The 25,524-nt window shown below is 72.2% G+C and carries 25 protein-coding genes and 1 pseudogene; 5 read left to right on the forward strand and 21 right to left on the reverse strand.

Annotation, left to right across the window (positions count from 1 at the left end):
• Positions 1–12: 12 nt before the first annotated feature.
• The 7 genes from OG627_RS01055 to OG627_RS01085 form a co-directional block, all read right to left on the reverse strand.
• Entirely contained in the window at positions 13–1,068 is a 1,056-nt protein-coding gene (locus OG627_RS01055) for an ABC transporter ATP-binding protein (protein WP_329060453.1), read from the reverse strand.
• Positions 1,065–2,117, reverse strand: coding sequence for an ABC transporter ATP-binding protein (locus tag OG627_RS01060; protein ID WP_443073401.1), 1,053 nt, complete (start codon positions 2,115–2,117; stop codon positions 1,065–1,067). The genes OG627_RS01055 and OG627_RS01060 overlap by 4 nt, the downstream gene beginning before the upstream one ends.
• The gene (locus OG627_RS01065) at positions 2,101–3,120 is read right to left on the reverse strand and encodes an ABC transporter permease (RefSeq protein WP_329060455.1); all 1,020 of its coding nucleotides are present in this window, start codon (positions 3,118–3,120) and stop codon (positions 2,101–2,103) included. The genes OG627_RS01060 and OG627_RS01065 overlap by 17 nt, the downstream gene beginning before the upstream one ends.
• Positions 3,117–4,178 (reverse strand): ABC transporter permease, encoded by a 1,062-nt coding sequence (locus OG627_RS01070; RefSeq protein WP_329060457.1) that lies wholly within the window; start codon positions 4,176–4,178, stop codon positions 3,117–3,119. The genes OG627_RS01065 and OG627_RS01070 overlap by 4 nt, the downstream gene beginning before the upstream one ends.
• Entirely contained in the window at positions 4,175–5,758 is a 1,584-nt protein-coding gene (locus OG627_RS01075; RefSeq protein WP_329060458.1) for an ABC transporter substrate-binding protein, read from the reverse strand. The genes OG627_RS01070 and OG627_RS01075 overlap by 4 nt, the downstream gene beginning before the upstream one ends.
• A gap of 537 nt (positions 5,759–6,295) precedes the next feature.
• Positions 6,296–7,204, reverse strand: coding sequence for a DsbA family protein (locus OG627_RS01080; RefSeq protein ID WP_329060460.1), 909 nt, complete (start codon positions 7,202–7,204; stop codon positions 6,296–6,298).
• Positions 7,201–7,680, reverse strand: coding sequence for an RrF2 family transcriptional regulator (locus OG627_RS01085; RefSeq protein WP_329060462.1), 480 nt, complete (start codon positions 7,678–7,680; stop codon positions 7,201–7,203). The genes OG627_RS01080 and OG627_RS01085 overlap by 4 nt, the downstream gene beginning before the upstream one ends.
• A 121-nt stretch (positions 7,681–7,801) precedes the next feature.
• Here OG627_RS01085 and OG627_RS01090 point away from each other — a divergent pair, with 121 nt between their 5' ends.
• Positions 7,802–8,323, forward strand: coding sequence for a cupin domain-containing protein (locus OG627_RS01090; RefSeq protein WP_443073402.1), 522 nt, complete (start codon positions 7,802–7,804; stop codon positions 8,321–8,323).
• Positions 8,324–8,354: 31 nt separating this feature from the next.
• Here OG627_RS01090 and OG627_RS01095 read toward each other — a convergent pair whose 3' ends face one another.
• The 6 genes and pseudogenes from OG627_RS01095 to OG627_RS01120 form a co-directional block, all read right to left on the reverse strand.
• On the reverse strand, positions 8,355–9,848 hold the full coding sequence (locus OG627_RS01095) for a UDP-N-acetylmuramoyl-L-alanyl-D-glutamate--2,6-diaminopimelate ligase (protein ID WP_329060463.1): 1,494 nt from the start codon (positions 9,846–9,848) through the stop codon (positions 8,355–8,357).
• 201 nt (positions 9,849–10,049) lie between these two features.
• On the reverse strand, positions 10,050–10,193 hold the full coding sequence (locus tag OG627_RS01100) for a hypothetical protein (protein WP_329060465.1): 144 nt from the start codon (positions 10,191–10,193) through the stop codon (positions 10,050–10,052).
• Positions 10,194–10,344: 151 nt separating this feature from the next.
• Positions 10,345–11,304 carry a DUF2510 domain-containing protein gene (locus OG627_RS01105; protein ID WP_329060467.1) on the reverse strand — a complete coding sequence of 320 codons (960 nt, stop codon included), beginning with the start codon at positions 11,302–11,304 and terminating at the stop codon, positions 10,345–10,347.
• Between the two features lie 166 nt (positions 11,305–11,470).
• Positions 11,471–12,961, reverse strand: a complete 1,491-nt coding sequence (locus OG627_RS01110) for an acyl-CoA synthetase (RefSeq protein ID WP_329060469.1) — start codon at positions 12,959–12,961, stop codon at positions 11,471–11,473.
• Positions 12,962–13,047: 86 nt separating this feature from the next.
• Positions 13,048–13,870 (reverse strand): annotated as a pseudogene (locus tag OG627_RS01115) (aldo/keto reductase).
• 83 nt (positions 13,871–13,953) lie between these two features.
• Positions 13,954–15,168, reverse strand: a complete 1,215-nt coding sequence (locus tag OG627_RS01120) for an MFS transporter (RefSeq protein ID WP_329060471.1) — start codon at positions 15,166–15,168, stop codon at positions 13,954–13,956.
• Positions 15,169–15,313: 145 nt separating this feature from the next.
• Here OG627_RS01120 and OG627_RS01125 point away from each other — a divergent pair, with 145 nt between their 5' ends.
• Entirely contained in the window at positions 15,314–15,772 is a 459-nt protein-coding gene (locus OG627_RS01125) for a MarR family winged helix-turn-helix transcriptional regulator (RefSeq protein ID WP_329060473.1), read from the forward strand.
• 185 nt (positions 15,773–15,957) lie between these two features.
• Here the strand turns inward: OG627_RS01125 and OG627_RS01130 are convergent, their stop codons facing one another.
• Positions 15,958–16,209 (reverse strand): type B 50S ribosomal protein L31, encoded by a 252-nt coding sequence (locus tag OG627_RS01130; protein ID WP_329060475.1) that lies wholly within the window; start codon positions 16,207–16,209, stop codon positions 15,958–15,960.
• 168 nt (positions 16,210–16,377) lie between these two features.
• On the opposite strand from OG627_RS01130, the gene OG627_RS01135 reads away from it, so the two are divergent.
• Entirely contained in the window at positions 16,378–17,019 is a 642-nt protein-coding gene (locus OG627_RS01135; protein WP_329060477.1) for a histidine phosphatase family protein, read from the forward strand.
• A 79-nt stretch (positions 17,020–17,098) separates the two neighbouring features.
• Here the strand turns inward: OG627_RS01135 and OG627_RS01140 are convergent, their stop codons facing one another.
• Complete coding sequence (locus OG627_RS01140; protein WP_329060479.1) at positions 17,099–17,302, reverse strand: cold-shock protein; 204 nt, start codon at positions 17,300–17,302, stop codon at positions 17,099–17,101.
• A 291-nt stretch (positions 17,303–17,593) separates the two neighbouring features.
• Positions 17,594–18,586, reverse strand: a complete 993-nt coding sequence (locus OG627_RS01145) for an aldo/keto reductase (RefSeq protein WP_329060481.1) — start codon at positions 18,584–18,586, stop codon at positions 17,594–17,596.
• A gap of 100 nt (positions 18,587–18,686) precedes the next feature.
• On the opposite strand from OG627_RS01145, the gene OG627_RS01150 reads away from it, so the two are divergent.
• Both OG627_RS01150 and OG627_RS01155 read left to right on the forward strand, forming a co-directional pair.
• Positions 18,687–19,394, forward strand: a complete 708-nt coding sequence (locus OG627_RS01150; RefSeq protein WP_329072254.1) for a TetR family transcriptional regulator — start codon at positions 18,687–18,689, stop codon at positions 19,392–19,394.
• A gap of 113 nt (positions 19,395–19,507) precedes the next feature.
• Entirely contained in the window at positions 19,508–21,073 is a 1,566-nt protein-coding gene (locus OG627_RS01155; protein WP_443073599.1) for an MDR family MFS transporter, read from the forward strand.
• 69 nt (positions 21,074–21,142) lie between these two features.
• On the opposite strand, the gene OG627_RS01160 is transcribed toward OG627_RS01155, so the two are convergent.
• The 5 genes from OG627_RS01160 to OG627_RS01180 form a co-directional block, all read right to left on the reverse strand.
• Positions 21,143–21,439: a hypothetical protein gene (locus tag OG627_RS01160; RefSeq protein ID WP_329060486.1), complete on the reverse strand. Its 297-nt coding sequence runs from the start codon at positions 21,437–21,439 to the stop codon at positions 21,143–21,145.
• A gap of 214 nt (positions 21,440–21,653) precedes the next feature.
• Positions 21,654–22,688, reverse strand: a complete 1,035-nt coding sequence (locus tag OG627_RS01165; RefSeq protein ID WP_329060488.1) for a PrsW family intramembrane metalloprotease — start codon at positions 22,686–22,688, stop codon at positions 21,654–21,656.
• Complete coding sequence (locus tag OG627_RS01170; RefSeq protein WP_329060490.1) at positions 22,685–23,281, reverse strand: hypothetical protein; 597 nt, start codon at positions 23,279–23,281, stop codon at positions 22,685–22,687. The genes OG627_RS01165 and OG627_RS01170 overlap by 4 nt, the downstream gene beginning before the upstream one ends.
• 66 nt (positions 23,282–23,347) lie before the next feature.
• Positions 23,348–23,878, reverse strand: a complete 531-nt coding sequence (locus OG627_RS01175; protein WP_329060492.1) for a cupin domain-containing protein — start codon at positions 23,876–23,878, stop codon at positions 23,348–23,350.
• Positions 23,879–24,073: 195 nt separating this feature from the next.
• Positions 24,074–25,198, reverse strand: coding sequence for a type III polyketide synthase (locus tag OG627_RS01180; RefSeq protein ID WP_329060493.1), 1,125 nt, complete (start codon positions 25,196–25,198; stop codon positions 24,074–24,076).
• Between the last annotated feature and the right edge of the window lie 326 nt (positions 25,199–25,524).

A 25,524-nucleotide genomic window follows, 5' to 3' on the forward strand; every position in this document is an offset into this window, starting at 1 on the left:
GTTCTCCTTCGTTCAGCTGAGGCGCTCGCGCCAGGTGGCGACGGAGTGGCAGGCGACGGAATGGGAGTCGGGGCCGGAAGGGGCATTGGAGACGGGGGCGGGGCGCGGCTCCTCGCGGCAGGGCGCCTCCGCGAAGCGGCAGCGTGGCGCGAAGACACAGCCCTGCGAGTCCGGCCAGGGCTCCCTGCCCGGCTCGGCCCGCAACTGGGCGGGCAGCAGGCGGTGTTCCCGGCGGACGCTCGGTGCCGAGGCGGTGAGCAGCGCGGTGTACGGGTGCCGGGGCCGCTCCAGCACCTCACCGATGGGGCCGTGTTCGACGAGTCTCCCCCGGTAGAGGACGGCGACCCGGTCGGCGATGCCGGCCAGCGAGCTGAGGTCGTGGGAGATGACGACGACGGCGAGGTCCAGTTCCCTGCGGAGCCGGTCGAGCAGGCCCAGGACGAGATTGCGGTTGGACGCGTCCAGCGCGCTGACGGGCTCGTCGCTGAGCAGCAGCCGGGGCCGGGTGACGATGGCGCGGGCCAGTGAGACGCGCTGTCGCTGGCCGCCGGAGAGCTGCCCGGGCGTGCGCGGTCCGAGCGCCCCCGCGTCCAGCCCCACCAGCGCGAGCGCCTCGTCCGCCCGCGCGGCGCGCTCCCGCCGGGTCGACGCGCCCACGGCGGCGAGCGGTTCCGCCACCATCTGACGTACCGTCAATTCCGGGTCCTGCGAGCGCAGCGGGTCCTGGAACATGAACTGCACCCGGCCCGAGCGCCGGAACTCCCTCAGCTCACGGCGGCGCAGCCCGGTGAGGTCCCGGCCCTCGAAGCCGATACCGCCCGCGTCGGGCTGTACCAGCCCGACCGCCGCGCGCGCCAGTGTGGTCTTGCCGGAGCCCGTCTCACCGATGATCCCGAGGATCTCCCCCGGCCGCACGGTCAGATCGATCCCGGAGAGCACCCGGGTACGCCCCGCCCGGCGCAGCGCGGTGGCGCGGCGGCCGTACGACACGGACAGTCCGCTGATCTCCAGCAGCGCGGTCCGCGCCTCCCGCGGCCGCGCGAGGTCCTGGCCGGGGGCGGTGGTCATGCGGTGGCTCCTTGGGACACGGGCGCGGCGGGTACGGTCACGGGCTTCGGCGAGGCGTCGAGCAGCCCCGCCGGGCGCAGGCAGCGTGCCCGGTGTCCGTCGTCCAGGGGGTGCAGGGCGACGGGCGCCTCCAGGCACCGGGCGGCGGCGTGGGCGCAGCGGTCGGCGAACCGGCAGCCGGGCAGTTCGGCGCCGGTCTCCGGAGGCCGGCCCGGGATGATGTCGAGGGTGCGGCGCCCCCACTCCCCGATCGACGCCACCCGCAGCAGCGCCTCGGTGTACGGGTGCGCGGGAGCCGCGAGCACATCGGCGGTGGGACCGTCCTCGACGATCTCCCCCGCGTACATCACGAGGACGCGGTCGCAGCTCTCGGCGACCACGGCGAGATCGTGGGTGACGAGGAGCAGGGCGAGCCCCTGTTCGGCCCGCAACCGCTGGAGCAGTTCCAGGATCTCGGCCTGGATGACGACGTCGAGGGCGGTGGTGGCCTCGTCGGCGATGAGCAGTTCGGGCGCGCAGGACACCGCGATGGCGATGAGCACCCGCTGCAGCATCCCGCCGGACAGCTCGTGGGGGTACTGGTGGAAGACCTCCTCGGGACGGCGCAGTCCGACGGCGGTGAACAACTCGACGCTCCGGGCGTGTGCCTCGGCCCGGCCCAGCCCGCGCCCCACCCGCAGTTGCTCGACGAGCTGACGGCCCACGGTGAGCGACGGGTTGAGATACGAGGCGGGGTCCTGGAACACGGCGCCGATCCGGCGTCCGCGTACCGCGTCCCACTGTTTGCGGGTGTACGAGGTGAGTTCGGCGGCCCTGTCCGTGTCACCGGCGGCGAGGGTGATCCGCCCGCCCGACACCTCGCACCCGGCGGGCAGTACGCCGAGCGCGGACCGGCAGGTCAGGCTCTTGCCGCTGCCCGACTCCCCCACCAGGCCGACGGACTCGCCGCGGCCGAGGGTGAAGGACACCCCCCGGACGGCGTGCGCGCCGCCGGAGACGGTGACATCGAGTCCGTCGACGGTCAGTACGGGATCAGCCGGTCGTGACACGCTGCTCGACCTCCTCCGAGGGGGCGGTACCGGTTCCGGCACCGGGACGGGCATGGGCTTGGCCGCCCGGACCGGCGTCACGGTCCGAACTCTTCACCGGGTCGGGCGAGTTGCCGGCGACTCCCGAATCCGCCGGTACGGAACCCGGTACGGAACCCGGTACGGAGACGTCCGCCCGCACGTCGCCGGCCGCCGCGCCGCTGTCGCGTACCGCGTCCGCCAGGACGTTCAGGGCGCCGACCGTGATCATGATCGCGACACCGGGGATGAGCGGCGCCCAGGGCTGCTGCGCCAGATAGCCCAGATCGGAGGCGAGCATGCCGCCCCAGGTGGGCGCGGGCGGCTGGACGCCGAGCCCCAGGAAGGTCAGCGAGGCGACCACCAGCAGCGCCTGGCCGACGGCCTGCGCGGTGGTGACGGCGACCGTGGGAAGGATCTTGCCCCAGACGTGGGTGCGCAGAATCCACCACCGGGACGCGCCCATCAGCTCGGCGGCCTCCACGTACGGTGCCTGCTTGAGCCCCAGCGCCGCGGCCCGTGTCACCCGGAAGTACAGCGGCGCGAAGAGCACCCCCAGCGCGATCATCGCCTGGTGCAGCCCGTTGCCCAGCGCACCGACCACGGCGATGGCGAAGATGGTGAACGGCATGATCATCAGCGTGTCGGCGGCCCGCTGGGCGGTCCATTCGACGGTACGGCCGAGCCAGACCGAGGCGATTCCCGGCACGATACCGAGCAGCATCGCCGTGCCGACGGCCTCCAGGGCGCCGGCGATCGAGCTTCCCGTACCCGCCAGCAGTCTGCTCAGGACGTCGCGCCCCAGGTAGTCAGTGCCCAGCGGATGCGCGGCGCTCGGTCCGCGCAGCATGTCCTGCGGATGCTGGCCGAGCGGATCGTGCGGCGCGAGGGCGCCGCCCGCGACCGCCAGCAGCGCGATCACGGCGAGGACCGCCAGGGCGATCCGGGCCGACGGGAGCCGCCAGGTACGGCGCAGGGTCCTCATGCCGTACCCCCGTCCCCGGCGGCGCCGCGCCCGCCGCCGCCCGGCTGCCCGCGGGCCGCCGGGTTGAGCGCGGCGAGCGCCGCGTTGACACCGATGTTGGCGACGAGCACCACGGCGACGGTGACCAGCAGCGTTCCCTGGATGACGGGGATGTCGTGCTGTTCGGCGGACTGGAGCGACAGCTGGGCGATCCCCGGCAGGTTGAAGATCTTCTCGGTGACGACCGCACCGCCGAGGATCACCGGCACACTCACACCGAGCACGGAGAGCGCGGGCCCGGCCGCGTTGCGCAGGACATGTCCGAACAGCACCCGCCGCGCGGAGAAGCCGCGCATCTGCGCGCCCGTCACATAGTTCTCGCGCAACGCGCCCACGAGCGAGGTGCGCAGCTGCCTGGCCATGGAGGCGGCGGCGTCGAGGCTCAGCGCGAACGCCGGCAGGATCGCGTACCGCAGCCACTGCCCCGGGCTCTCGCCGAACGGCACGTATCCGCCGGTGGGCAGCGCGCCGAGCTGCACCGCGAGGACGACGATCAGGACGATGCCGATGAGGAACGGCGGCAGGGTGCTCAGTACGGAGCAGACGAGGGTGACGGCCCGGTCGATCCGGCCGCCGTTGTTCAGGGCGGCCACGATCCCGGTGCCGCCGCCGATCACCACCGCGAGCAGCAGGGCCAGTCCCGCGATCGACAGATCCACCGGCAGCGCCTGAGCGACGCTGTCGGCCACCGGCACTCCGGTGAACCACGACACTCCGAGATCGCCCGTCAGCGCCTGGCCGAGCCAGCTCAGATACTGCGCGTGCAGCGGCCGGTCAAGACCGAACTGCGCCTCCATCCGCGCGATGTCGGCCGGTGTCGCCTGATCGCCGAGGACGGCCGCCGCCGGGTTGGCGTCGGAGAGGGCGCCCAGCGAGAAGGTGAGGAGCGAGGCCAGCACGAAGACCGTCGCGGTGATCACCAGCGTGCGGCCCACCGGCCGGGGCGCCGCGGCCAGCCGCCGCCGTACGGGGGCGAGCCGGGCAGCGCGCGGCGGCCGCGTCAGTGCGGGTGCGGTCATGAGACGGTGACCCCTTCGAACCGTTGGACCACGGTGTACGGGGGGATCTCGGAGACCTTGCGGTTGCGGGCCAGGATGCGCGGGGTGGTGTAGAGGAAGACGTTCGGCATGGTGCGTACGGCGATCCCGGTCGCCTTCTGGAGGACGGACGGGTACTGGGGCGAGTCCAGCGGGGTTCGACGGACCGCGTCGAGTGCCTTCTCCAGCTCGGGCGAGGTGGTGCGGCCCGGGTTCATCAGCCCCTCCTTGCCGAAGAGCACCTGGAAGCCCTGGGTGGCGGACTCGCGTCCGGCGAACTGGTCGACGTACAGCGCCTTGCTGCGCTGGACGTAGACGAGCTGGGTGGCGCGGGCCGACGGGACGGTCTCGATGGTGGCCGTGATCCCGACCTTCTGCAGCTGAGCCTGGATCAGTTCCGGTACGCCCTCGGCCTTCTGGGCGGACAGCGTGATCTTCAGCCCGTCGGCGTGGCCCGCCTTGGCGAGGAGCTGCCTGGCCTTCTCGGGGTCGTACGGGAAGAGCTTGTCCAAGGCGTCGTCGTGGCCCGCGTACCCCTTGGGGAAGGGCTGCCGGGTGACTTCGCCGTGGCCGAAGGACGCGGTCTTCAGCAGCTCCTCGCGGTCGACGGCGTATTTGAGGGCGAGGGCCACATCCGGGTCGGTGAAGGGCTCCTTGCCGTTGTGGACATCGAGGACGGCCACCACCATCGAGGGGATGACCTGCACCTCCAGTCCGGCCGCCTTGGCCGCCTCGACCTGGCTGCCGGGTATCTGCGCGACGTCGTACTGCCCGGAGGTGAGCGCCGCGACCACCGTCGAGGGCTCGGGGAGCGGATACAGCTCGAAGTTCTCGATCTTGACGCGTCCCGCGTCCCAGTAGTCCGGGTTGCGGCGCAGGACGGCCTTCGCGTTCTGGACGTACGACACCAGGGTGTAGGGGCCGTGGCCCGCCGGCCTGGTGGCGAGGCTCGCGGCGTCGCTCTCGAAGACCTTCGGGTTGACGATCATTCCGGTCTTGCCCGCCAGCAGCAGCGGGATCTGGAAGTCGGGTGCCGCGAGCCGCAGTCGGACGGTGTGGGCGTCGACCGCCGTGATCTCCTGGACGCCGACGAGCTGCGAGGCGACGAGTGACTTCTCGTCGTCACGGCCGCGCTCGATGCTCTTCTTCACGGCGGTGGCGTCGACCGGCGTCCCGTCGCTGAACTTCTGACCGCTCCGGAGGGTGAAGGTGACGACCGTGCCCGCGTCGTTGTACTTCCACGACGTGGCGAGAGCGGGAACGGCGCCGCCGGACTCGTCGAGGGTGGTGAGCCCCGAGTAGACGAGGGACAGAGTGTGCACGTCCCAGCCCGCCGACGAGGTGACCGGGTCCCACGAAGTGGTCAGGTTCCAGCCCCACTTGAGCGTGGAGCCCCGGCCGCCGGCCGCCGAGGTGGACTGCCCGCCGCAGGCCGTCAGCGCGAGGGCGGCGCCCGCACCGAGCGAGAGCCCGAGGAAGGTGCGCCGGGACGCGCCGGACGGAACGGCCGCGCCGGGGCGGTCCGCGCCGGCGGTCGGCGAAGGGGTACGGAAGAACGGCATGGGTGCGCCACCTTTCTGGGCCGTGCCGGTGCGCTGGTGCCGCGCGGGGCATCAGGGGTACGCGGGCGGGCCGTGGGGCGCCCGGTCGGGCGACCCGGGCGTACGGGATGAGGGCATGCGGAAGACAGCGGTGCGCGCGGGCGAGCGGTCCGGTGACGAGGCGAGAACTGCCCAACGGGGCTGCTTCCCAGGACCGTTGGTGCGGCTCCGGCTACGGGCGCGGGGCCGGTGAGGGAGAGTGCGGCGGCCCCGGGCGGAGCCCCGGACCACCGGGGGCGGTCGCTACCGCCGCGGGTGCGCCGGAGTGCCGAGGGCGCGGTGGCGCCGCCTCGGCGGTCGGGTCAGCGACAGAGGGCGCTGGAGGTGCGCAGGTAATCCACGTAGCGGCAGACCACGGCGGGGTGCATCGAATGCATGTCCCGTATCCTCACGGCCACGCACGGCGGTGTCAATGGACACCTCTTGGTGTCTCATTGTCCGAGACCCCGACGACCTGCGCTTTCACCACCGCGCGGCCCGGGACATCGCCTCGGGACATCACTGGGGACCTCCCCCGGGAACGAGGGCGCGCAGCGGTTCGTCCGGGTGCAGCCAGAGCGGCCCGTGGCCGGTCTCGACCCGTACTGCTCCTGGCGGCGGCGTCGACTCTCCGCACAGCAGGGCGAGTTCGGGCCCGGTCAGGCTCCTCCACCGCTCCAGCGCCACCGCCGGAGGCTCCTGTACGGGGTCGAGGGCCAGGCGCTCCCCGGCGGCCGTGCGCACAGCGTCGAGATACGTCTCCAGGGGCCGCCATCCCGGCACGCACACCCGGCCGCCTGGACCGTCGAACAACAGCGTCGGCAGGGCGTAGCGGCAGTGGTCGCCGGTCTCCTTCGCCCGCCCCGGATGCGGCCCGGGGCCCTGGAGGTCCAGCACCTCGGGCAGCGGCCGGCGGGCCTCGGCCCAGTCGGCCCGTACCGCGTCCCGGCTCTCCGGGGCGGCCAGTTCACGCAGCAGCCGGTCCTCGTCCAGACCGGGAACTCCCTGTACGGCGGCCCGGATGCCGTCGGGCGTGTCGGCGGGGACGCCGTGCGCGAAGGTGCTCTCCCGCAGCCGCCGCAGCACTCGCCGCGCCACCTCGGGCCCCTGCGCCTCGGCCGCCTTGGCGGCGCGGGAGGCGGGCCAGCTGCTGCGCGTCAGCCAGTTCAGCCGCCGCGCGTACGGGGCCCGCGTGTGGACGGTCACCTCGCGGATGAACCCCTCGTACCAGCGGGCCTCCGCGTCCGGATCGGGGGCCGGGTCCTCGTCCTCGTCGAAGAGGATGGCGAAGACCGTCCGCCACCGGGCGCGCTCCCCGAGCGTGCGGCCGAGCAGCCGGAAGACCGGCTGGGAGCCCCACGCCCAGGGGCAGGCGGGATCGGTGAATTCGGTGACCGTGACCAGCGGCCCGGGCGCTCCGGCGGTCATACCGAGAGCGCCCGGGTGATCCCGAGCGACGCCGGCGCGTCCGGCGCCGGCCCCTCGGACGGGGCGCCCGGCCGGCCTTCAGCGGCGGCGAGTTCGGCGATGTTCGCCGCGCCGAGCACCGACCGCGCGGCGGCCTCGACCTCCCGCCACAGATCCGGCAGCCGCCCGGCCGCGCCCGGGTATCCGAGGGCCTCGGGCCGCTCCCCGCGCAGGGTGAGGAACTCCCCGTCGACCGCCGTCATCACCTCGGCCACACTGATCGTCGCCGGGTCGCGGCCGATCCAGTACCCGCCCTCGCACCCGCGCTGACTGCGCACCAGACCGGCCTGCCGCAGTGCGCGGAAGACCGATTTGAGGAAGCGGAACGGGATGTCCTGGGAGGACGCGATGGACTCACACGTCAGTGGCCGTCCGCTGTCGGCGGCGAGTTCGACGAGCGCCCTCACCGCGTAGTCCGCCTTCGCCGAGATCTGCATCTGTACCGTCTCCCCGGGGTTCCCTGCCGGCCGGCCTGCCGCCCGCGAACCGGGAACGGCCTGCTCGGCGGTAATGGACACATCTTGACATCCATTCGCCGCGCTCTCTACGGTCGGCGCCATGGCCTCGCACGACGCGTTCCACCCCGACCTCCCGGACCATGATCACGACCACGGTACGGCGACGGGCGGGCTGCCGCCGCTCGCCCGGCTGCACCACATCCGCGCCGACGCCCTCGACGGCGACACCGCGCAGACCGGCGGGATGCGGCGCTTCGCCGCCATCAGCGGCGCGAGCGTCGGATCGGAGCGCATCTGGATGGGGCAGACCCATGTCTCGCCCGAGACGGCGTCCTCCAACCACCACCACGGCGCGTCGGAGACCGCCATCCATGTGGTGAAGGGACATCCGGAGTTCGTGTTCCTCGACGACTCGGGTGGCGCGCCCGAGGAGATCCGTATCCGCACCTCGCCGGGCGACTACATCTTCGTTCCGCCGTACGTCCCGCACCGCGAGGAGAATCCCGACGCGGCCGAGGAGGCCGTGGTGGTCATCGCCCGCAGCACGCAGGAGGCGATCGTGGTCAATCTGCCGGAGCTGTACGTCCTCGGCGGGACCGGCGACAGCGGCGAGAGCGCCTGACCCCCGCCGTGCGCCGGCCCGTCTCCCTTTCCTACCGGGCGAGTTCGCGCACCGTCGCCATGTCGCTGAACGGAATGAGCCGCTCGCCGACGATCTGGTACGGCTCGCTGCCCCGGCCGGCGATCAGCACGAGGTCGTCCCGGCCCGCTTCGGCCAGGGCGAACGCGATGGCCTCGCGGCGGTCCCCGAGCCGCTCGTAGGGGGTCGCTGTGGCGTCGATCCCCGGGGCGATCTGGTCCATGATCCGGCCGGGGTCCTCGTTGCGCGGGTTGTCGGAGGTGAGCACGCACAGGTCCGAGTGTGTTCCGGCGATCTCCCCCATCCGCGCGCGCTTGGTGATGTCGCGGTCGCCGCCGCAGCCGAAGACGGTGATGACCCGGCCGCGCGCGAAGTCGCGGATGGCCGTGAGCACCTTCTCCAGCGAGTCCGGGGAGTGCGCGTAGTCGACGATCACCGAGACACCCGCCGGGGTCTCGAAGCGCTCGAACCGCCCCGGGACCGGGGGCATCCGGTCGAGCGCGCCGATCAGTCCGGGCAGGGCGTGCCCCAGCAGATGGCAGGCGGCCACGGTGGCGAGGGCGTTCGCCACGGAGAACCGGCCGGGTACCGGGATGGCAGCCGGATACTTGCGTCCGGCGTGGTGCAGGGTGAACCGGGTGCCGTACGCGTCCATGGTGAGGTCGGTCGCCCGGTAGTCCGCCTCGGCGTCGAGCGCGTACGTCGTCACGGCGCCCGGCATCAGCGCGCCGATCGACGCGCCCACCGGGTCGTCCGCGTTGACCACGGCACGTTCGCACAGCCCCTGGAACAGCCGGAGTTTGGCGTCGCGGTAGTTCTCCATGGTGCCGTGGTCGTCCAGGTGATCCTGCGTCAGATTGGTGAAGACACCGACGTCGACGTGGGCGTGGTCCACCCGGTGCTGCAACAGCCCCATGGACGTGGCCTCCAGGACCACGGTGGTGACCCCGCGGTCGCGCATGTGCCCCAGCAGGTACTGGAAGTCCGGTGCCTCGGGTGTGGTCAGCACCGACCTCGGCATGGGGATCAGCTCGTCACCGATCCGGCTGCCCGCCGTCCCGATGACCCCGACGCCTGCGTTCTCGGCGAGCCGCAGCACGGACTCCACCATGTACGAGACCGATGTCTTGCCGTTGGTGCCCGTCACGGCCACCATGTCCATCGCGCGCCCCGGCTCGCCGTGGTAGCGGGCGGCGACGGCGGAGGCGGCCTTGCGGGCGTCCCGCACCCGGACCACACACGCCTCCGTGTCCGCGGGCACCGCTCCCGGGGCCCCCGGCGCCGCCTCGCGCGGGATCGTGGCTTCGACCAGCACCGCGACCGCGCCCCGGGCGAGCGCCGGGCCGATGGCCTCGGGACCGCCCTCCGGGTGTCCGGGCACCGCGATGAACAGCGCACCGGGCGAGATGCGGTGCGCGTCGATGCCGACGCCCGCGGTGATCGCCGTGTCGGGATCGCCGCGCAGGATCTCGTGGTCGTGCCCGGCGAGCAGTTCGCTCAACTTCACAGGGGGTCCTCTCGTCGACGCGACCCCGTGGCACGCCGCGGGGTCGCGGAAGTGGGCGCGGCGGTCCACGAGTCCGTGGTGACGCGGTGTTACGGGAGGAAGCGGGCCGGGGGAAGGGAACTCCACGGGCGGCCGGGGCCGGGCCGGCCGCGCGAGCGGGCCCGACCGGTGCGATGAGCGGTGTGCTGTGGTGAAGGGTTGCTAGCCGTGACCGTGCACGGCGAGGCAGCCGGCCTCGGTCGCCGGCAGCGGGCCGTGGCCCGTGGCGAGCGCGCCGGAGGCGGCCCGGCGCGGCGCGCGGGCGGCCCGCGGCGGGCACTCCCGCACGGCACGTGTACAACCCATGCTCGGAGTGTACGGCCGCGACCCCCGCTCCCGCGCCGCTCAGGCCGACGGGCGCCGTGCGCCCGGGTCCTTCGGCCGCGCGCCGTCGACGAAGGGCGGGCCGCACACGGCGGCCCGCCCGGGGAAAGTCACACGGAGGTGGAGCGGTGGATCAGACGCCCTGCCCGCTGCCGCCGCCGGTACTCGGCGCGGCCTTGATGCCCTTCGTGATGTCGTCCATGACCGACAGCTCGGGGGCCTTGTCGTTGATGTCGAAGCCGGAGCGGACGACGACCAGCAGGCTCGGGGTGGCGGGCGAGGGGAAGACGAGTGACTGCACGTAGCCGTCGTCACCCTTGCTGGTGACCACCTTCCAGCGGACCAGATAGCCCTTCTGCCCGGCCACGGTGACCGCCTCGGACTTGAGCTGCTCGTGCGAGGAGACCCCGTAGATGTCGCCGCCGTAGGACTCCTCGGCGTTGGCCGCGATATCCTTCTCGGCGGACTCCTTGGCCGTCTTGGCGGTGTTCTTCAGCGCGGCGGCGGGCGCGGAGAACACTCCGCCGCGCACACAGTCCGCCGAGGAGTCGCCGGGGCAGGTGTACTTCCCGGTCGTCACGCCGGCGCCGATCATCCCGGACTCACCGCTCCAGCCGTCCGGTACCGGAATGCTGATCCCGCTGGCCGCGTCGGTGGCGTACCCGTCCTCGGTCTGCGGCTGACCCGGCGCGCCGCTCTCGCCGCCACCGCCGGAGCCGCCCTCGCCCCGGCGGCCCTCGGGCGCCGGGCTCCGGTCCCCGGGGCCCGAGGGCGCGGCGGACGGAGCGGATCCGTTTCCGGCGGCGCCGACAGCGCCACCGCCGTTGTCACGGCCGAGCAGGTAGAAGCCACCCGCCAGGGCGAGCGCCACCACCGCGGCGGTGACACCGACGATCAGGCGCCGGCCGTTGCCGCGCGGCACGGCCGGCGGCGCGGCGGGATACGGCGGCGCGCCCGGCGGTCCCCACGCGCCGGGCGGGGCCGCGCGGAGTTCGTCGGTCCAGGCGGAACCGTCCCACCATCGTTCCTGACGGGGGCCGTCACCTGTGTGTCCGGGATCGGGATGCCAGCCGGGCGGAGTCGTGTAGGTCACAACGCTCACCTTAAGCACACTGTCTGAAAAGCTGGTGAGAGGGTCATGAGAATCCCCGTCGCCCCGGCTGTTTTTCCCGGTGCCGTCCCTCGCGTACGGGACGCCCGGCGCGCCCGGCGGCGCCGATTCCCCGGGCCGCGACCGGAGCTGACCGGCCGCCACCCGGTCAGCCGGGCAGCGCCCGCTTCATGATCTTGCCCATGTCGTTGCGGGGCAGGGCGTCGAGATAGCGCACGACGCGGGGCCTCTTGTGCGCGGCGAGCTGGGCCGCCACGTGGTCCGCCAACTCCTCGGCGGACGGCCGGGTTTCGGCGTGTTCCGGGACGATCCAGGCGACGATCCGCTCGCCGAGGTCCGCGTCGGGCTCGCCGGTCACGGCGGCCTCCCGTACCCCGGGGTGCTCCAGGAGCACGTTCTCGATCTCGCCCGCGCCGATCTTGTAACCGCCGCTCTTGATCAGGTCGGTGGCCTTGCGGCCGACGATCCGGACGTAGCCGTCGGGGTCCCGGATCGCCATGTCGCCGGTGCGGAACCAGCCGTCGGTGAAGGCGTCAGCCGTGGCGTCGGGCCGGTTCAGATACTCCGTGAACAGGTTCGGTCCGCGCACCTGGATCTCGCCCACGCTCTCCCCGTCGTACGCCTCGATCGCGGCGCCCGCCTCGTCGACGAGGCGGAGTTCCACGCCGGGCAGCGGCACGCCGACCGTTCCGGCGCGGGCCTCGCCGTCGGCGCGCACGCTGGTGTTCATCAGGGTCTCGGTCATTCCGTACCGCTCGACGACCCGGCGGCCGGTCGCCGCGGTGATCCTGCGGTGGTCGTGCACGGGCAGCGCCGCCGACCCCGACACCAGCAGCCGCGCCCCGGCCAGCGCCTTCACCAGGGCGGGATCTCCGGGAAGCGCCTCGGCGATGCGGTGGTACATGGTGGGCACGCCGAAGAGCATCGTGGCGCCCGAGAGGAGTTCACGGGCGACGCCCTCGGTCTCGAACCGGCCCAGGTGGCGCACCGCGCCACCCCGGCGCAGCGGGCCGAGGACGCCGAGGATCAGGCCGTGGACATGGAAGAGGGGCAGCGCGTGGACGAGTACGTCGTCGGCCGTCCACTGCCAGGCGTCGGCCAGCGCGTCCAGCGTGGCGGTGACGGCGCGGTGGGGCAGCACGGCGCCCTTGGGCGGTCCGGTGGTGCCGGAGGTGTAGACGATGAGCGCGGGAGACTCCGGGGAGGGCTCGGCGAAGGTCCCGGGGACCGGCGGCCCCTCGCCGGCGCCTTCGCCGTCGGCGGCTTCCTCGCCGCTTCCCGCTCGGCTCCCGGCCGACGGGGTGACGCGTACCAGCGCGGCCAGGGCGGGCGGCAGTTCGTCGTCCGGTTCGGCGAGGACATGCGTGGGGGCGCTGTCCGCGACGATGTGGGCCAGCTCCCGTGCGCCGCTCCTGGGGTTGACGGGGACGACGGGGACCCCGGCGAGCAGCGCGCCCACCACGCCCACCGCCGTGCCGAGGGTGGGCGTGGCCCAGACCGCGACCCGGCGCGCTCCGGCGATCGCGACGGCCACGGAGCCCGCCGCTTCGGCCAGTTCGGCGTGGCTGAGGGTACGGTCCCCGAACCGCAGAGCGGGGCGCTGCGAACGTGCGGCGAGGGCCGGGAAGAGAGGGGGCACGCGGCGTTCTCCTTGCTGTCGACGAGACCGGTCGACCGAAAGCCTGGCATCTTCGGCGCCGCCCGCACAGCAGGGGTACCGGCTCGTCAGTTGAAGGTGTCGGGGTCGGGCCCGTCCGCTCCCCCCGGTCCGGTGCGGCCAGCGCGTCCATGTCGCCGGGCGGCAGCTCGAAGTCGAAGACGTCGATGTTCTCGCGGATCCGGGCGGGGGTGACGGACTTGGGGACCACTATGTTGCCGAGCTGGATATGCCAGCGCAGCACCACCTGGGCGGGCGACTTCCCGTGCCGGGCGGCGATCGTGGTGATCGCCTCGTCCTTGAGCAGCGCGCCCTGGGCCAGCGGGCTCCATACCTCGGTCGCGATGCCGTGCCGGGCGTGGAAGTCGCGCGGTTCGCGCTGCTGGAGGGCGGGACGCAGCTCGATCTGGTTGAGGACCGGGACCACCCCGGTCTCGTCCAGCGGGCGCCGGAGGTGGGCGGGCCGGAAGTTGGACACGCCGATGGCGCGGGTCCGGCCGTCTGCCAGCAGCTTCTCCCTCGCACGCCAGGTGTCGAGGTAGCGGTCGCCGGCGGGGGTGGGCCAGTGGATGAGGTACAGGTCCACGTGGTCGAGGCCGAGCTTCGCCAGTCCGGCGTCGAACGCGGTGAGGGTCGCGTCGTATCCCTGGTCGTCGTTCCACAGCTTGGTGGTGACGAACAGCTCGTCCCGGGGAACTCCCGAGGAGGCGACGGCGCGGCCGACCCCGGTCTCGTTGCGGTAGGCGGCGGCTGTGTCGATGCTGCGGTAGCCCGCCTCCAGGGCGGTCAGGACCGCGTCGGTGGTCTGCCCGTCGTCGACCTGGAAGACGGGCAGCCGAGCTGCGGCATGGTGACGCCGTTGTTCAGCGTGACGCGGGGGACGGTGATCATGGTGCTCCTTCTCTTGGTGACATCGTGGGGGATCCAGGGATCCGGGATTCATCCACGTCCTTCGTGACGCGCGCCTCGGCGGCTCACCGGACGGTGGCGGCGCCGGCCTCCCGTACAGCCTCCGCCGGTGCGGTGGCGGGCCCGGCGGGGGCGGGCGTACGGCGCTCCAGAGCGCTGGAGACGAAGGCGAGGACGAGCGCGGATCCGGCGAGTGCGGCGCCGACCCAGTTGGGCGCGGTGTATCCGTGTCCCGCGGCTATGACCAGGCCGCCGAGCCAGGCCGCCAGCGCGTTGCCGAGGTTGAAGGCGCCGATATTGACCGCGGAGGCCAGCGTGGGCGCGGCGGACGCCCGGTCGAGGACCCTCTTCTGGAGCGGCGGCACGGTCGCGAAGCCCAGCCCGCCGATCAGCACGATCGTGACGGCCGCCGCGATCTTGTTGTGGGCGGTGAGCGTGAACAGCGCCAGCACCAGGGTGAGCCCGCCCAGGGTGACGTAGAGCAGCGGCATCAGCCGCCGGTCGGCGAATACGCCGCCCAGGAGGTTGCCGCCGACCATGCCCAGTCCGAAGAGGACCAGCAGCCAGGTCACCGAGGACTCCGCGAAGCCGGCGGTCCCGGTCATCATCGGACTGATGTAGGTGATCGCCGCGAAGACCCCGCCGAAGCCGAGCACGGTCATCGCCATGGCGAGGAGCACCTGCGTATCGCGGAAGGCGGCGAGCTCGTGGCGCAGCCGTACGCCCTCGGCCACGGGCTGCTCCGGCACCAGTCGGGCGATCCCGAGCAGACCGAGCACACCGAGGCCGGCGACGAGCAGGAAGGTCGCCCGCCAGCCGGCGCTCTGCCCGATGAACGTGCCCAGCGGTACGCCCACGACATTGGCGACGGTCAGCCCGGTGAATATCATGGCGATGGCGCCCGCCTTCTTCCGCGGGGCGACCATCGAGGCCGCCACGACGGATCCGATGCCGAAGAAGGCGCCGTGGGCGAGCGAGGCGACGACCCGGCCGGCCAGCATCAGCCCGAAGCCGGGCGCAAGCGCGGAGAGCGCGTTGCCCACCACGAAGAGCCCCATCAGCAGCATCAGCATCCGCTTGCGGGGGATCCGGGTCCCGAGGGCGGTCATCAGCGGGGCGCCGACGACGACTCCGAGGGCGTAGCCGGTGACGAGCAGGCCAGCGGTGGGGATCGTGACGCCGTACTCGGTGGCCACCTGGGGAAGCAGCCCCATGATGACGAACTCCGTGGTGCCGATGCCGAACGCCCCGATGGCGAGGGCGAGAAGCGCGAGGGGCATGGGTATGGCCTTCCAACTGATTGCGCGAGCGCCTTACAAGCGAACACAATACTTGCAGACGCCGACTATCCGCAAGGGCGCTATATTGCAGCAGTGTCCTATCCTGGTAGGCGGACCCGCAGCAGCCCGCTCCCAGGAGGACGCCATGACCGCCACGGACACCGCGCTGACCGGACTCGCGCAGGGCTGGTGCGCCCTCTCCCTGCTGCACAGCAGGATCGAGGGGCACATCGAGCGCGCCCTTCAGTCCGGACACGACCTCAGCGTCCGCGAGTACTCCCTGCTCGACGTCCTCAGCCGGCAGCACGACGGCGAGGGCGGTCATCTCCAGATGAAGCAGGTCGCCGACGCCGTCGTGCTCAGCCAGAGCGCCACCACCCGCCTGGTCACCCGCCTGGAGGACCGCGGCCTGCTCGTCCGCTATCTGTGCCCGACCGACCGTCGCGGGATCTACACCAATGTCAGCGAGGAGGGCCTGGAGCTGCTTGCCCGAGCGCGGCCGACCAATGACGGGGCGCTCCGGGAAGCACTCGACGAGGCGGCGAAGCTCCCCGAACTCGCCCCCCTGGTCAGGACGGTCGAGGCGCGCGGCACGTCCGCCTGACCGCTCCGGCGCGTCCGGCACGCGGTTGCGGGAGCCCGGACACACGGAAGAGCCGGACAGAGACCCTCTTCGGGCTTCTGTCCGGCTCCGCGTCCGTACACATCATCTCGCTTGTGTCCTGTGTACGGTTCCTTCTTTTCCGTTTGCGTTCCTCCGCGGTTCGGGGAGGCGTACGAGCGGTGCGGTCAGCCTTCGCGCTTTCCGTACCGGCGCTCGAAACGCTCCACCCGGCCCGCGGTGTCCACCACACGCCCCTTACCCGTGTAGAACGGGTGACTCGCGGAAGAGATCTCGACGTCAATGACGGGGTACGTGTTGCCGTCCTCCCACTCCACGCGCCGCGCCGAATCGGCGGTCGAACGCGTCAGGAACGCGGTGCCCGCCGCGCGGTCGCGGTAGACGACGGGACGGGAGACGGGGTGGATACGAGGCTTCATAGGGCGCTCCCTCCATACGATGGAGGTCTTCTCCATCCAGTGGGTACATCTGTTGCAACACGTGGGCGACCAGCGACATTCCCGGCGGGCGGGGCCGACGCGACGGGGGACACTGGAACGACGGGCTCCGGGAGCGGGGCGCGGGCGACAGGAGAGTGAGCTGCCCACATGGGTGAGTTGATCTTGGTACGGCACGGAGAGACCGCCTGGTCCCTGTCCGGACAGCACACCAGCAGGACGGATCTGCCGATGACCGGGCGCGGCGAGAGCGAGGCCCGCTCGCTGGCGCCGCTGCTGGCGGAGCGCCGTATCGGGCTCACGCTCGTCAGCCCGCTGGCCCGCGCGCGGCGCACGGCCGAGCTGGCCGGTCTCGACCGGCTCCGGATCACGCCCGAGCTGCGCGAGTGGGACTACGGCGGGTACGAAGGCATCACGACCGCGGAGATCCAGCGCACGCGCCCGGACTGGGACCTGTGGACCGACGGCGTCACTCCCGGCCCCGCCGACGGGCCGGGCGAGAGCCCGGGGGAGGTCGGCCACCGCGCCGACCGGGTCCTGGCCGAGGCCCTGGAAGCCCTGCGCTCCGGCGAGGACGATGTCGCGCTCGTCTCGCACGGCCACTTCCTGCGCGTGCTCACCGCCCGTTATCTCGGACTGGCACCGGCCGCCGGGGCCCTGTTCCAGCTCACGACGGGCACCCTGTCCCGGCTCGGCACCGAACACAGCCGTCCCGTGATCACCGCCTGGAACCTCGCCCTGCCCGAGAGCGCCCGCGACCACACCGCGCGTACCCGGCAGGACGTGGTCTGAGACGCACCGGGGCGCCGGCCCCGGCGGAAGAATCCGCCGGACCGGCGCCCCGGACGTCCGTGCCCGTGCTGACGCGAGGTCAGGAGGGGACGATGTTCTCCGCCTGCGGGCCCTTCTGGCCCTGCGTGACGTCGAAGGTCACCAGCTGGCCCTCCGTCAGCTCACGGAAGCCCTGGGTGGCGATGTTCGAGTAGTGCGCGAACACGTCGGGACCGCCGCCGTCCTGGGCGATGAAGCCGAAGCCCTTTTCCGAGTTGAACCACTTCACTGTTCCACTGGCCATGCCGAGTCTCCGTTTCAAGGGACGCAAAGGCTTCCCGCACGGTGCGGGAAACCGGAGGTGATCGCCCTGGTCCGCAGAGACGCTGAACAGCACAAACGCCCGTAACGGCACGTCACGGGCGAGCGGTACTTCGGAACCACGACAGCTGATCAAGACGCTACATGGCCCGAAGCGATACAGCCACAGAAACGAGCAACTCTTGCGCTCATGCCGCCCGATCGGCGTGCGAACGGGCCACCTTCACCCGTTCGCCCCGCCCCTCGTCCATGTCCGCACCCCCGTGCGCCGCGCCTACCAGCGCGCGTGGATCGAATCCCGCAGCCGCCGCTCGTACAGCGCCCGCACGGCGTCCAGCACCGGCTCCGGCAGCGGCGCGAGCGCGGCGGCCCCGCTGTTGGCGCGGGCCTGCTCGACGGAGCGCGCGCCGGGAATGACGCTGCTGACGCCCGGCTGCTGGATGATCCAGCGCAGCGCGGTCGCGGCAGGCGTGGCACCGGCGGGCGCCAGCGCGGCGAATTCGGCGGCGGCCGCGAGCCCCGTCCCGTAGTCGATGCCCGAGAAGGTCTCGCCCTGGTCGAACGCCTCGCCGTGGCGGTTGTACGCGCGATGGTCGTCCGCAGCGAAGACGGTGTCCTTCGTGTACTTGCCCGACAGCAGACCGGAGGCGAGCGGAACCCGCGCGACGATCCCGACCCCCGCCGCCCGCGCGGCGGGCAGCACCTCCTCCAGCGGCTTGGTCCGGAAGGGGTTGAGGATGATCTGCACGCTCGCCACCCCGGGCCGCGCGATGGCCGTGAGCGCCTCGGCGCAGGTCTCCACGCTCACCGCGTACGCCGCGATCCGCTCCTCGGCCACCAGGGTGTCGAGCGCGTCGAAGACCTCGTCGGACGAGTAGACCGGCGAGGGCGGGCAGTGCAGTTGTACGAGGTCGAGGGTGTCCACCCCGAGGTTGGCGCGCGAGCGGTCGTTCCAGGCACGGAAGTTGTCCAGGACGTAGTTCTCCGGGAGCTGTTCGGCGCGCCGGCCCATCTTCGTCGCGACGAACACCCCGGCGTCCGGCCGGTCTTTCAGATACCGGCCGATCAGCCGCTCGCTGCGGCCGTCGCCGTACACGTCCGCCGTGTCGAAGAAGGTGACCCCGGACTCGACCGCCGCGTCCAGGACCGCCAAGGCGTCCGTTTCGGCCACGTCTCCCCAGTCGGCGCCGAGCTGCCACGTCCCCAGTCCGACGACGGATACCTCGCGCCCTGTCCTGCCCAATACTCGCTGCTCCATACGGATCATGCTACGGCCACCCCGGCGCCCGCCCCGGCCCGTCCGCGGCCCCGGCCCGAGCGGCTTCGGCCGCTCAAATAATTTTGCGGATCCTGCACTTTTGCATACTCTGCAAGATGTGAGGAATGAAGGTGCGGCCCTCGGACTCCGGGAGCGCAAGAAGCAGGCGACCCGAGCGGCGCTCTCCGAAGCGGCCATCAGGCTGGCCGCCGAGCACGGCGCGGAGAACGTGACGGTCGAGGCGATCAGCGAGGCCGCCGGCGTCTCGCCGCGTACGTTCTTCAACTACTTCGACTGCCACGACGACGTGTTCGTCATGACCGACAGCGCGACCGGGGAGCGGATCCGGCGCGCCGTGCGCGAGGCACCGGCCGGTGTGACGCCGCTCGACGCGGTGCGCCGGGCGCTCGCCGGCGAGCTCGGCGACATAGAGGACCGGCAGGAGATCTGGGATCTGCGGGCGAAGGTCCTCCAGCGCTCCCCGCATCTGCTGGTGCGCGGCCTGGGGGTGCACACGGCCGAGGAGATCCAGCTGGCCGAGGCCATCGCCCAACGGATCGACGGGACCCGGCCCGGCGACGCGCCGGAGCGCGCCCCGCGGGACTCCGGCCGGTCCGGGGCCGCCTGCGTCGCGCTGCCGGACACCTCGGGCCTCGACCTCTACCCGAGACTGCTCGCCGCCGTCGCCACGACCGCCGTACGCGTCTCCGCCGAGCACTGGTTCGCCCGCGCGCAGACCGTCGCGTTCGCGGAGGTCTTCGGAGATGTCTTCGACCGGCTGGCCGCCGGCCTTCCGCAGCCGCCGGCCGACGACTGACCCGTCGCCCGCCGCTTCTTCCCGCTTCACCATTTCCCTGATCTTGACCTGAACTTCCAGAAAAGAAGGACACCTTGAGTTCACTAGAGGCGCCCGACCAGGCGCCGACCTCCATGACCAATCGCCAGATACTTCAGGCGATGTCGGGGCTGATGGCCGGGATGTTCGTCGCGATCCTCGCCGGCACAGTGGTGGCCAACGCCCTGCCCCGCATCATCGCCGACCTCAACGGCAGCCAGTCCTCGTACACCTGGGTCGTCACGTCCGAGCTGCTGGCCATGACGGCGACCGTGCCCCTGTGGGGCAAGCTGTCCGACCTCTACAACAAGAAGCTGCTGCTTCAGCTGTCGCTCGGGATGTTCGTCATCGGCTCGCTGCTGGCCGGTTTCTCGCAGGGTGTGGGCCTGCTCATCTTCAGCCGGGTCGTCCAGGGCATCGGGGCCGGCGGTCTGACCGCCCTCGCCCAGATCATCATGGCCGCGATCATCCCGCCGCGGCGGCTGGGGAAGTACGCCGGCATCTTCGGCGCCGTCTTCGCCGTCGGCACGGTCGCCGGGCCGCTGGTCGGCGGTGTCATGGTGGACACCTCGTGGCTGGGCTGGCGCTGGTGCTTCTTCATCGGTGTCCCCTTCGCGCTGGCCGCGATCCTGCTGCTCCAGCGCACGCTGCGGCTGCCCACGGTCCGCCGCGATGTCAAGATCGACTACCTGGGCGCCTTCCTGATCGTCGCCGGCGTCTGCTCGGTGCTCATCTGGGTGTCCCTGGCGGGCAACAGCTTCGACTGGCTGTCCTGGCAGACCTTCGCGCTGACCGGCACGGGCCTCGTGCTCCTGGTCGCCGCGGTGTTCGTGGAGGCCCGGGTCCCCGAGCCGATCATTCCGCTGGACATCTTCCGCAACCGCACCGTCTCGCTGACCACCGTCGCCAGTCTGCTGGTCGGCGTGGCCATGTTCGGCGGCACCGTCTTCCTCTCGCAGTACTTCCAGATCGCGCTGGGCAAGTCCCCGACAGCCGCCGGGATGATGAGCCTGCCACTGATCCTCGGTCTGCTGGTCTCCTCCACCGTCGCGGGGCAGCTCATCAGCTCCACCGGCAAGTGGAAGATCTATCTGATCATCGGCTCCGTCACCATGACGGCCGGTCTGGGCCTGCTGTCCACCATCGACGCCAACACCGGCTTCGGCCTGCTCAGCCTCTACATGGCCATCCTCGGCATCGGCGTCGGCCTGCTGATGCAGAACCTGGTCCTGGTGGCGCAGAACGACGTTCCGGCCGCGGAACTGGGCGCCGCCACCTCCGTGCTGTCGTTCTTCCGCAGCATGGGCGGCACGATCGGCACGAGCGCCCTGGGCGCGATCCTGGCGAACCGGGTGGCGTCCGAGATGACCAAGAGCCTGGGCGAGAACGGGCAGGCGGCCGGCGGCGGCTCGGGCGGTCACGCCGTGCCCGACCTGTCCACGCTGCCCGAGCCGATGCTGAAGATCGTGCAGCACGCCTACGGTGTGGCGACGGCGGAACTCTTCCTCGTCGCCGCCCCGGTCGCCGCGCTCACCGTCGTCGTGGTGGCCTTCCTCAAGGAGAAGCCGCTCAAGACGACGAGCGGCATGGAGCGGCTCGCCGAGGAGAGCAACACGGAGCCGGAGAAGGGCCTCGACGCCACGTCCGCCCCGGTGGGATAGGCAGCGTTCCGAACACCCCGGCCCCGGCCGCTCCCCACGCGGGGGCTGCCGGGGCCGGGCGCGCTCAGGTCAGTGGTCGTCCCAGTGGCCGTCGTGCTCGGCGTGCCGGTGACCGTCGTGCACGTAGTCGATGTGGCCGCCGTGCGGCACCGCGACATGGCCGCAGCCGTCGCCGTGCTGGTGCGCGTGGCCGCTGTGCTGCGTGTGGCCGGCGGGCTCGCACTCGTCGGCGTGGCCGTCGTGGACCTGGTGCAGATGGCCGTCGTGTACGTAGTCGATGTGGTCGTCGTGCGGTACGGCGACATGGCCGCAGCCCGCGCCGTGCCGGTGTTCGTGGTTCGGGTGGGGTGCGTGTGCGGTCGTCATGGCTCTCTCCGGTCGTCCTCGGGCGGATTCCTCGGGCAGGTGGGGACGCCCGGTCACACCGGGCGCCCCTGGCCTGATTTCGCCTCCGTAACGACGGACGGCCGCCCGCGTCACCCTCCGTACGGCATTCGAGTGTGACGATCATTTGGTCATGATGTTCATGCCCGTCGCGCCCGTTATCTGACGTCATCGACCGTTTCGTAACGACGCGCCTCTACGAGAGATCCGCGCCCTGCGCCGCGTGCTCCTCGACCAGGTCGAGATACCCCGACGCACGGGCCGCCGCCGCCGGACGTCCGGCGGGCGGAATCCGTTCCAGGACGCGGCGGCGGGAGCGGCGGGTGAGCAGGTCGGGCGAGAACGGTGTGCTCGGCGAGCGCAGAAAGGCACGGGCGCGCTTGCGGGCCCGGTGCCGCAGGAACAGATAGAAGCACGTCGCGACCAGGAAGTTGACCCCCACTTTGACGCCGAGGCCGGCGACGGAGTTCAGCAGGGGCGCGTTGAACTGCCAGTGCATGGCCATGGCGGTCAGTACGCAGGCCGCGGCCGGTACGAGGCGGCGGCGTACCGGCCGGTCGTCGTGGGCGAGCAGGATGCCCACCCCGGTCCCGGCGACGGCGGTCATCGTCCAGTGCGAGCCGAGGCCGGTCACCAGGACCCGGGTGGTGAAGGACTGGGTGACGTCGGTGGTGCCGTTCACTCCCCCGCCGATCAGGATCGCGTTCATCGCGTACGTCCAGTTCTCCACGACCTGGAAGCCGAGCCCGGTGAACGCGCCGAGGAAGAACCCGTCCAGCGGGCCCCGGACCAGCGCGCGGGCGCTGAGGGCGATCAGTACGACGCCGGAGAGTTTGAGGAGTTCCTCGTTGAGCGGCGCGGTGAGCGCGGCGCCCCAGCGGGAGCCGAAGTCGATTCCGGCGCCCTTGGCCCAGATGCCCTGGAGGCCGCTGTTGGCCACGACCGCGCAGCCGGTCGCCGCGGTGGCTCCCCAGATCACCCCGCTCCACGCCCATCCGCGCGGCGGCGACCGGAACGGCCGCACCCGCGCCAGAAGGGACGTACCGACGGCGACGGTGAGCACGAGCAGCAGGAAGGCCAGCAGCGCGAGGTGTGGAAAGACCAGGACCACGGCCGAGAACTCGTAGCCGATCAGGGCCGCGCCGAGTCCGCACAGCAGGGCGGTGAGCCAGCCGACCGACCTCCGGCGCGGATGGACGCGTCGCGGGACGTCCGCGGTGGGCGGTGTCACCCCGCCTCCTGGGGGAAGGACACGCTGTGGACCAGAGCCATGGCCTCCTCCACCACCCCGGCGCCGGCGCGCGGCTTCGCCAGGACGGTGATCTCCACCGCGTACGCCTCCCCCGGCGGCAGCCAGACGGTCGCCGTGCCCGTACGGCCGCTCCGGGTCAGCGTTCCGGTGCTGCCCCGCGCGCCCTCCGCGCTGGTCACCGGATGCGGCTCGCCCAGGCGGCTGCCCGCGTCCGCGACGGACTGGACCCGCCGCAGCCCGGTCCACAGCCGCTCGGCCCCGGCCTCGGTGGTGGTCAGATCGACATACCCGGCGACCACGTCGACCCCGTCGCGCGAGAGCGCGTACGAGGAGTTGGGATCGCTCTGCGACTTGCTCAGGGACCACCCCTCGCCCACCACCCGCAGGACGGCCGTGCCGGAGGACGGTCCCAGCTCCAGCAGGGCGCCGCCCGGCAGCCGTTCGCGGTCGCTCAGCGCCCGGTCGATCAGCGGCCAGCCCGCCGTCAGGGCGGCCATGACGAACAGGACGCCGACCACCAGCGGCAGCACCCGCCGGGGCGGATGCCCGCCGAGCGCCCGCGCCGGGGTCATCCGGCGCCTCTGGGCCCTGTCCGGGCGGCCCGTGCCCGGCCGGGGCAGAGCCTGGGACGGCACGGCCTAGGCATCGTGCCGCAGCGGTGTGAGCTGCTCGATGTCGTAGCGCACCCGCAGTTCGGCGATCGCCTGCGGGTCGGGGGTCCCGCCGTCCTTGAGGATGTCGAGCAGCTCCTCGAAGTAACGCTCGTGGTCGGACGGCGGCGACGCCTGGAAGAACATCCGCGCGGGCTCCCCGCTCCGGTTGGCGAAGGCGTGCGGACAGCCCGGCGGTACGACGATGACCGTGCCCGGGGTGGCCCGTACCGACTTCAGACCCGACGCGGACTCCCAGTGGCGCCAGTCCTCGCTGAGCACGCGCGGCTCGAAGGCCAGCACGTCGAGTTCGCCGTCGAGGACGTAGAACAGTTCCTCGCTGTGGGTGTGCCGGTGGGCACCGACGTCGAAGCCCGGCGGTACGACGACCTCGAAGCTGGAGGACACCCGGGAGTGTTCGCCGGTGACCTTGAAGGTCACCTGCTGGGCAGCCGTGTGGATGGTGTTGCCCCCGCCCGGGGGGACGATCAGGCCCTCGGGCCGCGCCAGCTCGGTCATGCGGTGCTCCAGAACGGTGAGTGGGTGACCGTACGGTCGGGCGCCCATGATCCCGCCGACCGGTGCGGGCGCGAAAGACCGCCATCGCGTGTCATCGGATCCTTGGGGCCCGCACCGGGGGGCGCACGACCGGGGCACACGCGGCCCTCGGCGGTGCGCCCCGTCCGCCGCCGGTCCGGCGGCCCGGCCGCCCGCTCAGCCCACGGGTTCCGTTCGGCGGCCCGCGCCCGCGAGCATCTGACGGTCCCGTACCGCGGCCCCGTTGGCACCGCCGGCCGTGCTCCAGCGCCCCAGCGCCATCTCGGCGGTGATACCGGGCCCGAAGCCGGCGACGATGCCACGCGCGCCGTCGTTCACAGCGCCCTCGTCGAAGAGTCTGCGTACGGCGTCGAGGACGACGGCGCTGGCGATGTTGCCGTACTCGGTGAGCGTGCCGCGGCTGAACCGGAATGCCTCGGGCGGCACTTCGAGGAAGTGACTGAGGTCGTCGAGGATGCGCGGCCCGCCGGCGTGGATGATGTAGAAGTCGAGCCCCGTGGCGTCCCAGCCGTGCTGGTCGGCCATGGTGCGCAGGGCGGGGGCCAGCGGCTCCATGGTGGTGGGCACCCGCTTGTCGAGCAGGAAGTGGAATCCGGTGGCCCGGACGCTGTAGGCGATCCAGTCGGTGGTGTCGGGCACGAGGTGGGAGCCGTTGCGCTCCAGGGTGATACCGGTACCGCCCTCCCCCCGTACGACGGCGGCGGCGACCGCGTCGCCGAACAGCCCGTTGGACAGCAGCGACCCGACGCCCAGGTCGGTGGGCTGGTAGCACAGCGAGCAGAACTCGCACGCCACGATCAGGACGTTCGATCCGGGGTAGGCCCGGCAGAAGTCATGGGCCCGGTTGATGGCCGCGCCGCCCGCCGCGCAGCCGAGCTGGGCGATCGGAAGCTGCCGGGTGTGACCGGGGAACCCCATGGTGTTGATCATCCAGGCCGTCAGGGACGGCATCATGAAGCCGGTGCACGAGACGTACACGATCATGTCGATGTCCGCGGGGCGCAGCCCGGCGTGGTCGAGGGCGCTGTGCACCACGGCGGGCACCCGCGCCTTCGCCTCCGCCTCGTAGAGCACGTTCCGGTCCTCGAAACCGGGATGTCTCAGCGTCTCCTCGATGGGCTGGACGATATGACGCTTCGCCACGCCGGTGTTCTCGATCAGCCGTAGCGCGAGCGGGAGTTGCGGGTGGTCGGCGTGCAGCGAGCGGGCGAGAGCGAGTGTGTCCTCCATGGTGATCACATGTTCGGGAACCGAGACCGCGGGTTTACACAGAGTCGCCACGACACGCTCTCCTTCATTTGTGTTCGCTGTGAACTGCGGCCCACACTCACGGATGGCCCACCACCCCGCAACCGGGGAGGGACTGGTGGAAGGGGTGCGGGCGGGCTCCCCGGCGGCTCGGGCGGGGAGGAGGCGCGGTATCCGAAGGACCGTCAGGGGTAAGGGTGCCGACTACGCAACGTAGGGAAGGGCCGGGGCGCCTCGCCCGTTCAGGGGGTGGCGGACGGTGTGTCACACCGGGCGGGGAGAGCGCCGGCCGCGTCGACGCGGCGGTGCGGACGCTGCCGGGGTGGCGCTTCGCGTGCACGATGGTGCACGGGGGCGTG

The organism is Streptomyces sp. NBC_01429 (assembly GCF_036231945.1).
GTDB lineage: Bacteria > Actinomycetota > Actinomycetes > Streptomycetales > Streptomycetaceae > Streptomyces.

Excerpts from the sequence above, each read along its gene's own strand:
- OG627_RS01055 (WP_329060453.1), bottom strand. The coding sequence starts at position 1,068 with ATGACCACCGCCCCCGGCCAGGACCTCGCGCGGCCGCGGGAGGCGCGG.
- OG627_RS01065 (WP_329060455.1), bottom strand. The coding sequence starts at position 3,120 with ATGAGGACCCTGCGCCGTACCTGGCGGCTCCCGTCGGCCCGGATCGCC.
- OG627_RS01070 (WP_329060457.1), bottom strand. The coding sequence starts at position 4,178 with ATGACCGCACCCGCACTGACGCGGCCGCCGCGCGCTGCCCGGCTCGCC.
- OG627_RS01075 (WP_329060458.1), bottom strand. The coding sequence starts at position 5,758 with ATGCCGTTCTTCCGTACCCCTTCGCCGACCGCCGGCGCGGACCGCCCC.
- OG627_RS01080 (WP_329060460.1), bottom strand. The coding sequence starts at position 7,204 with ATGACCGCCGGAGCGCCCGGGCCGCTGGTCACGGTCACCGAATTCACC.
- OG627_RS01085 (WP_329060462.1), bottom strand. The coding sequence starts at position 7,680 with ATGCAGATCTCGGCGAAGGCGGACTACGCGGTGAGGGCGCTCGTCGAA.
- OG627_RS01090 (WP_443073402.1), top strand. The coding sequence starts at position 7,802 with ATGGCCTCGCACGACGCGTTCCACCCCGACCTCCCGGACCATGATCAC.
- OG627_RS01100 (WP_329060465.1), bottom strand. The coding sequence starts at position 10,193 with ATGGGTTGTACACGTGCCGTGCGGGAGTGCCCGCCGCGGGCCGCCCGC.
- OG627_RS01120 (WP_329060471.1), bottom strand. The coding sequence starts at position 15,168 with ATGCCCCTCGCGCTTCTCGCCCTCGCCATCGGGGCGTTCGGCATCGGC.
- OG627_RS01125 (WP_329060473.1), top strand. The coding sequence starts at position 15,314 with ATGACCGCCACGGACACCGCGCTGACCGGACTCGCGCAGGGCTGGTGC.
- OG627_RS01130 (WP_329060475.1), bottom strand. The coding sequence starts at position 16,209 with ATGAAGCCTCGTATCCACCCCGTCTCCCGTCCCGTCGTCTACCGCGAC.
- OG627_RS01135 (WP_329060477.1), top strand. The coding sequence starts at position 16,378 with ATGGGTGAGTTGATCTTGGTACGGCACGGAGAGACCGCCTGGTCCCTG.
- OG627_RS01140 (WP_329060479.1), bottom strand. The coding sequence starts at position 17,302 with ATGGCCAGTGGAACAGTGAAGTGGTTCAACTCGGAAAAGGGCTTCGGC.
- OG627_RS01145 (WP_329060481.1), bottom strand. The coding sequence starts at position 18,586 with ATGATCCGTATGGAGCAGCGAGTATTGGGCAGGACAGGGCGCGAGGTA.
- OG627_RS01155 (WP_443073599.1), top strand. The coding sequence starts at position 19,508 with ATGACCAATCGCCAGATACTTCAGGCGATGTCGGGGCTGATGGCCGGG.
- OG627_RS01160 (WP_329060486.1), bottom strand. The coding sequence starts at position 21,439 with ATGACGACCGCACACGCACCCCACCCGAACCACGAACACCGGCACGGC.
- OG627_RS01170 (WP_329060490.1), bottom strand. The coding sequence starts at position 23,281 with ATGACCCCGGCGCGGGCGCTCGGCGGGCATCCGCCCCGGCGGGTGCTG.
- OG627_RS01175 (WP_329060492.1), bottom strand. The coding sequence starts at position 23,878 with ATGACCGAGCTGGCGCGGCCCGAGGGCCTGATCGTCCCCCCGGGCGGG.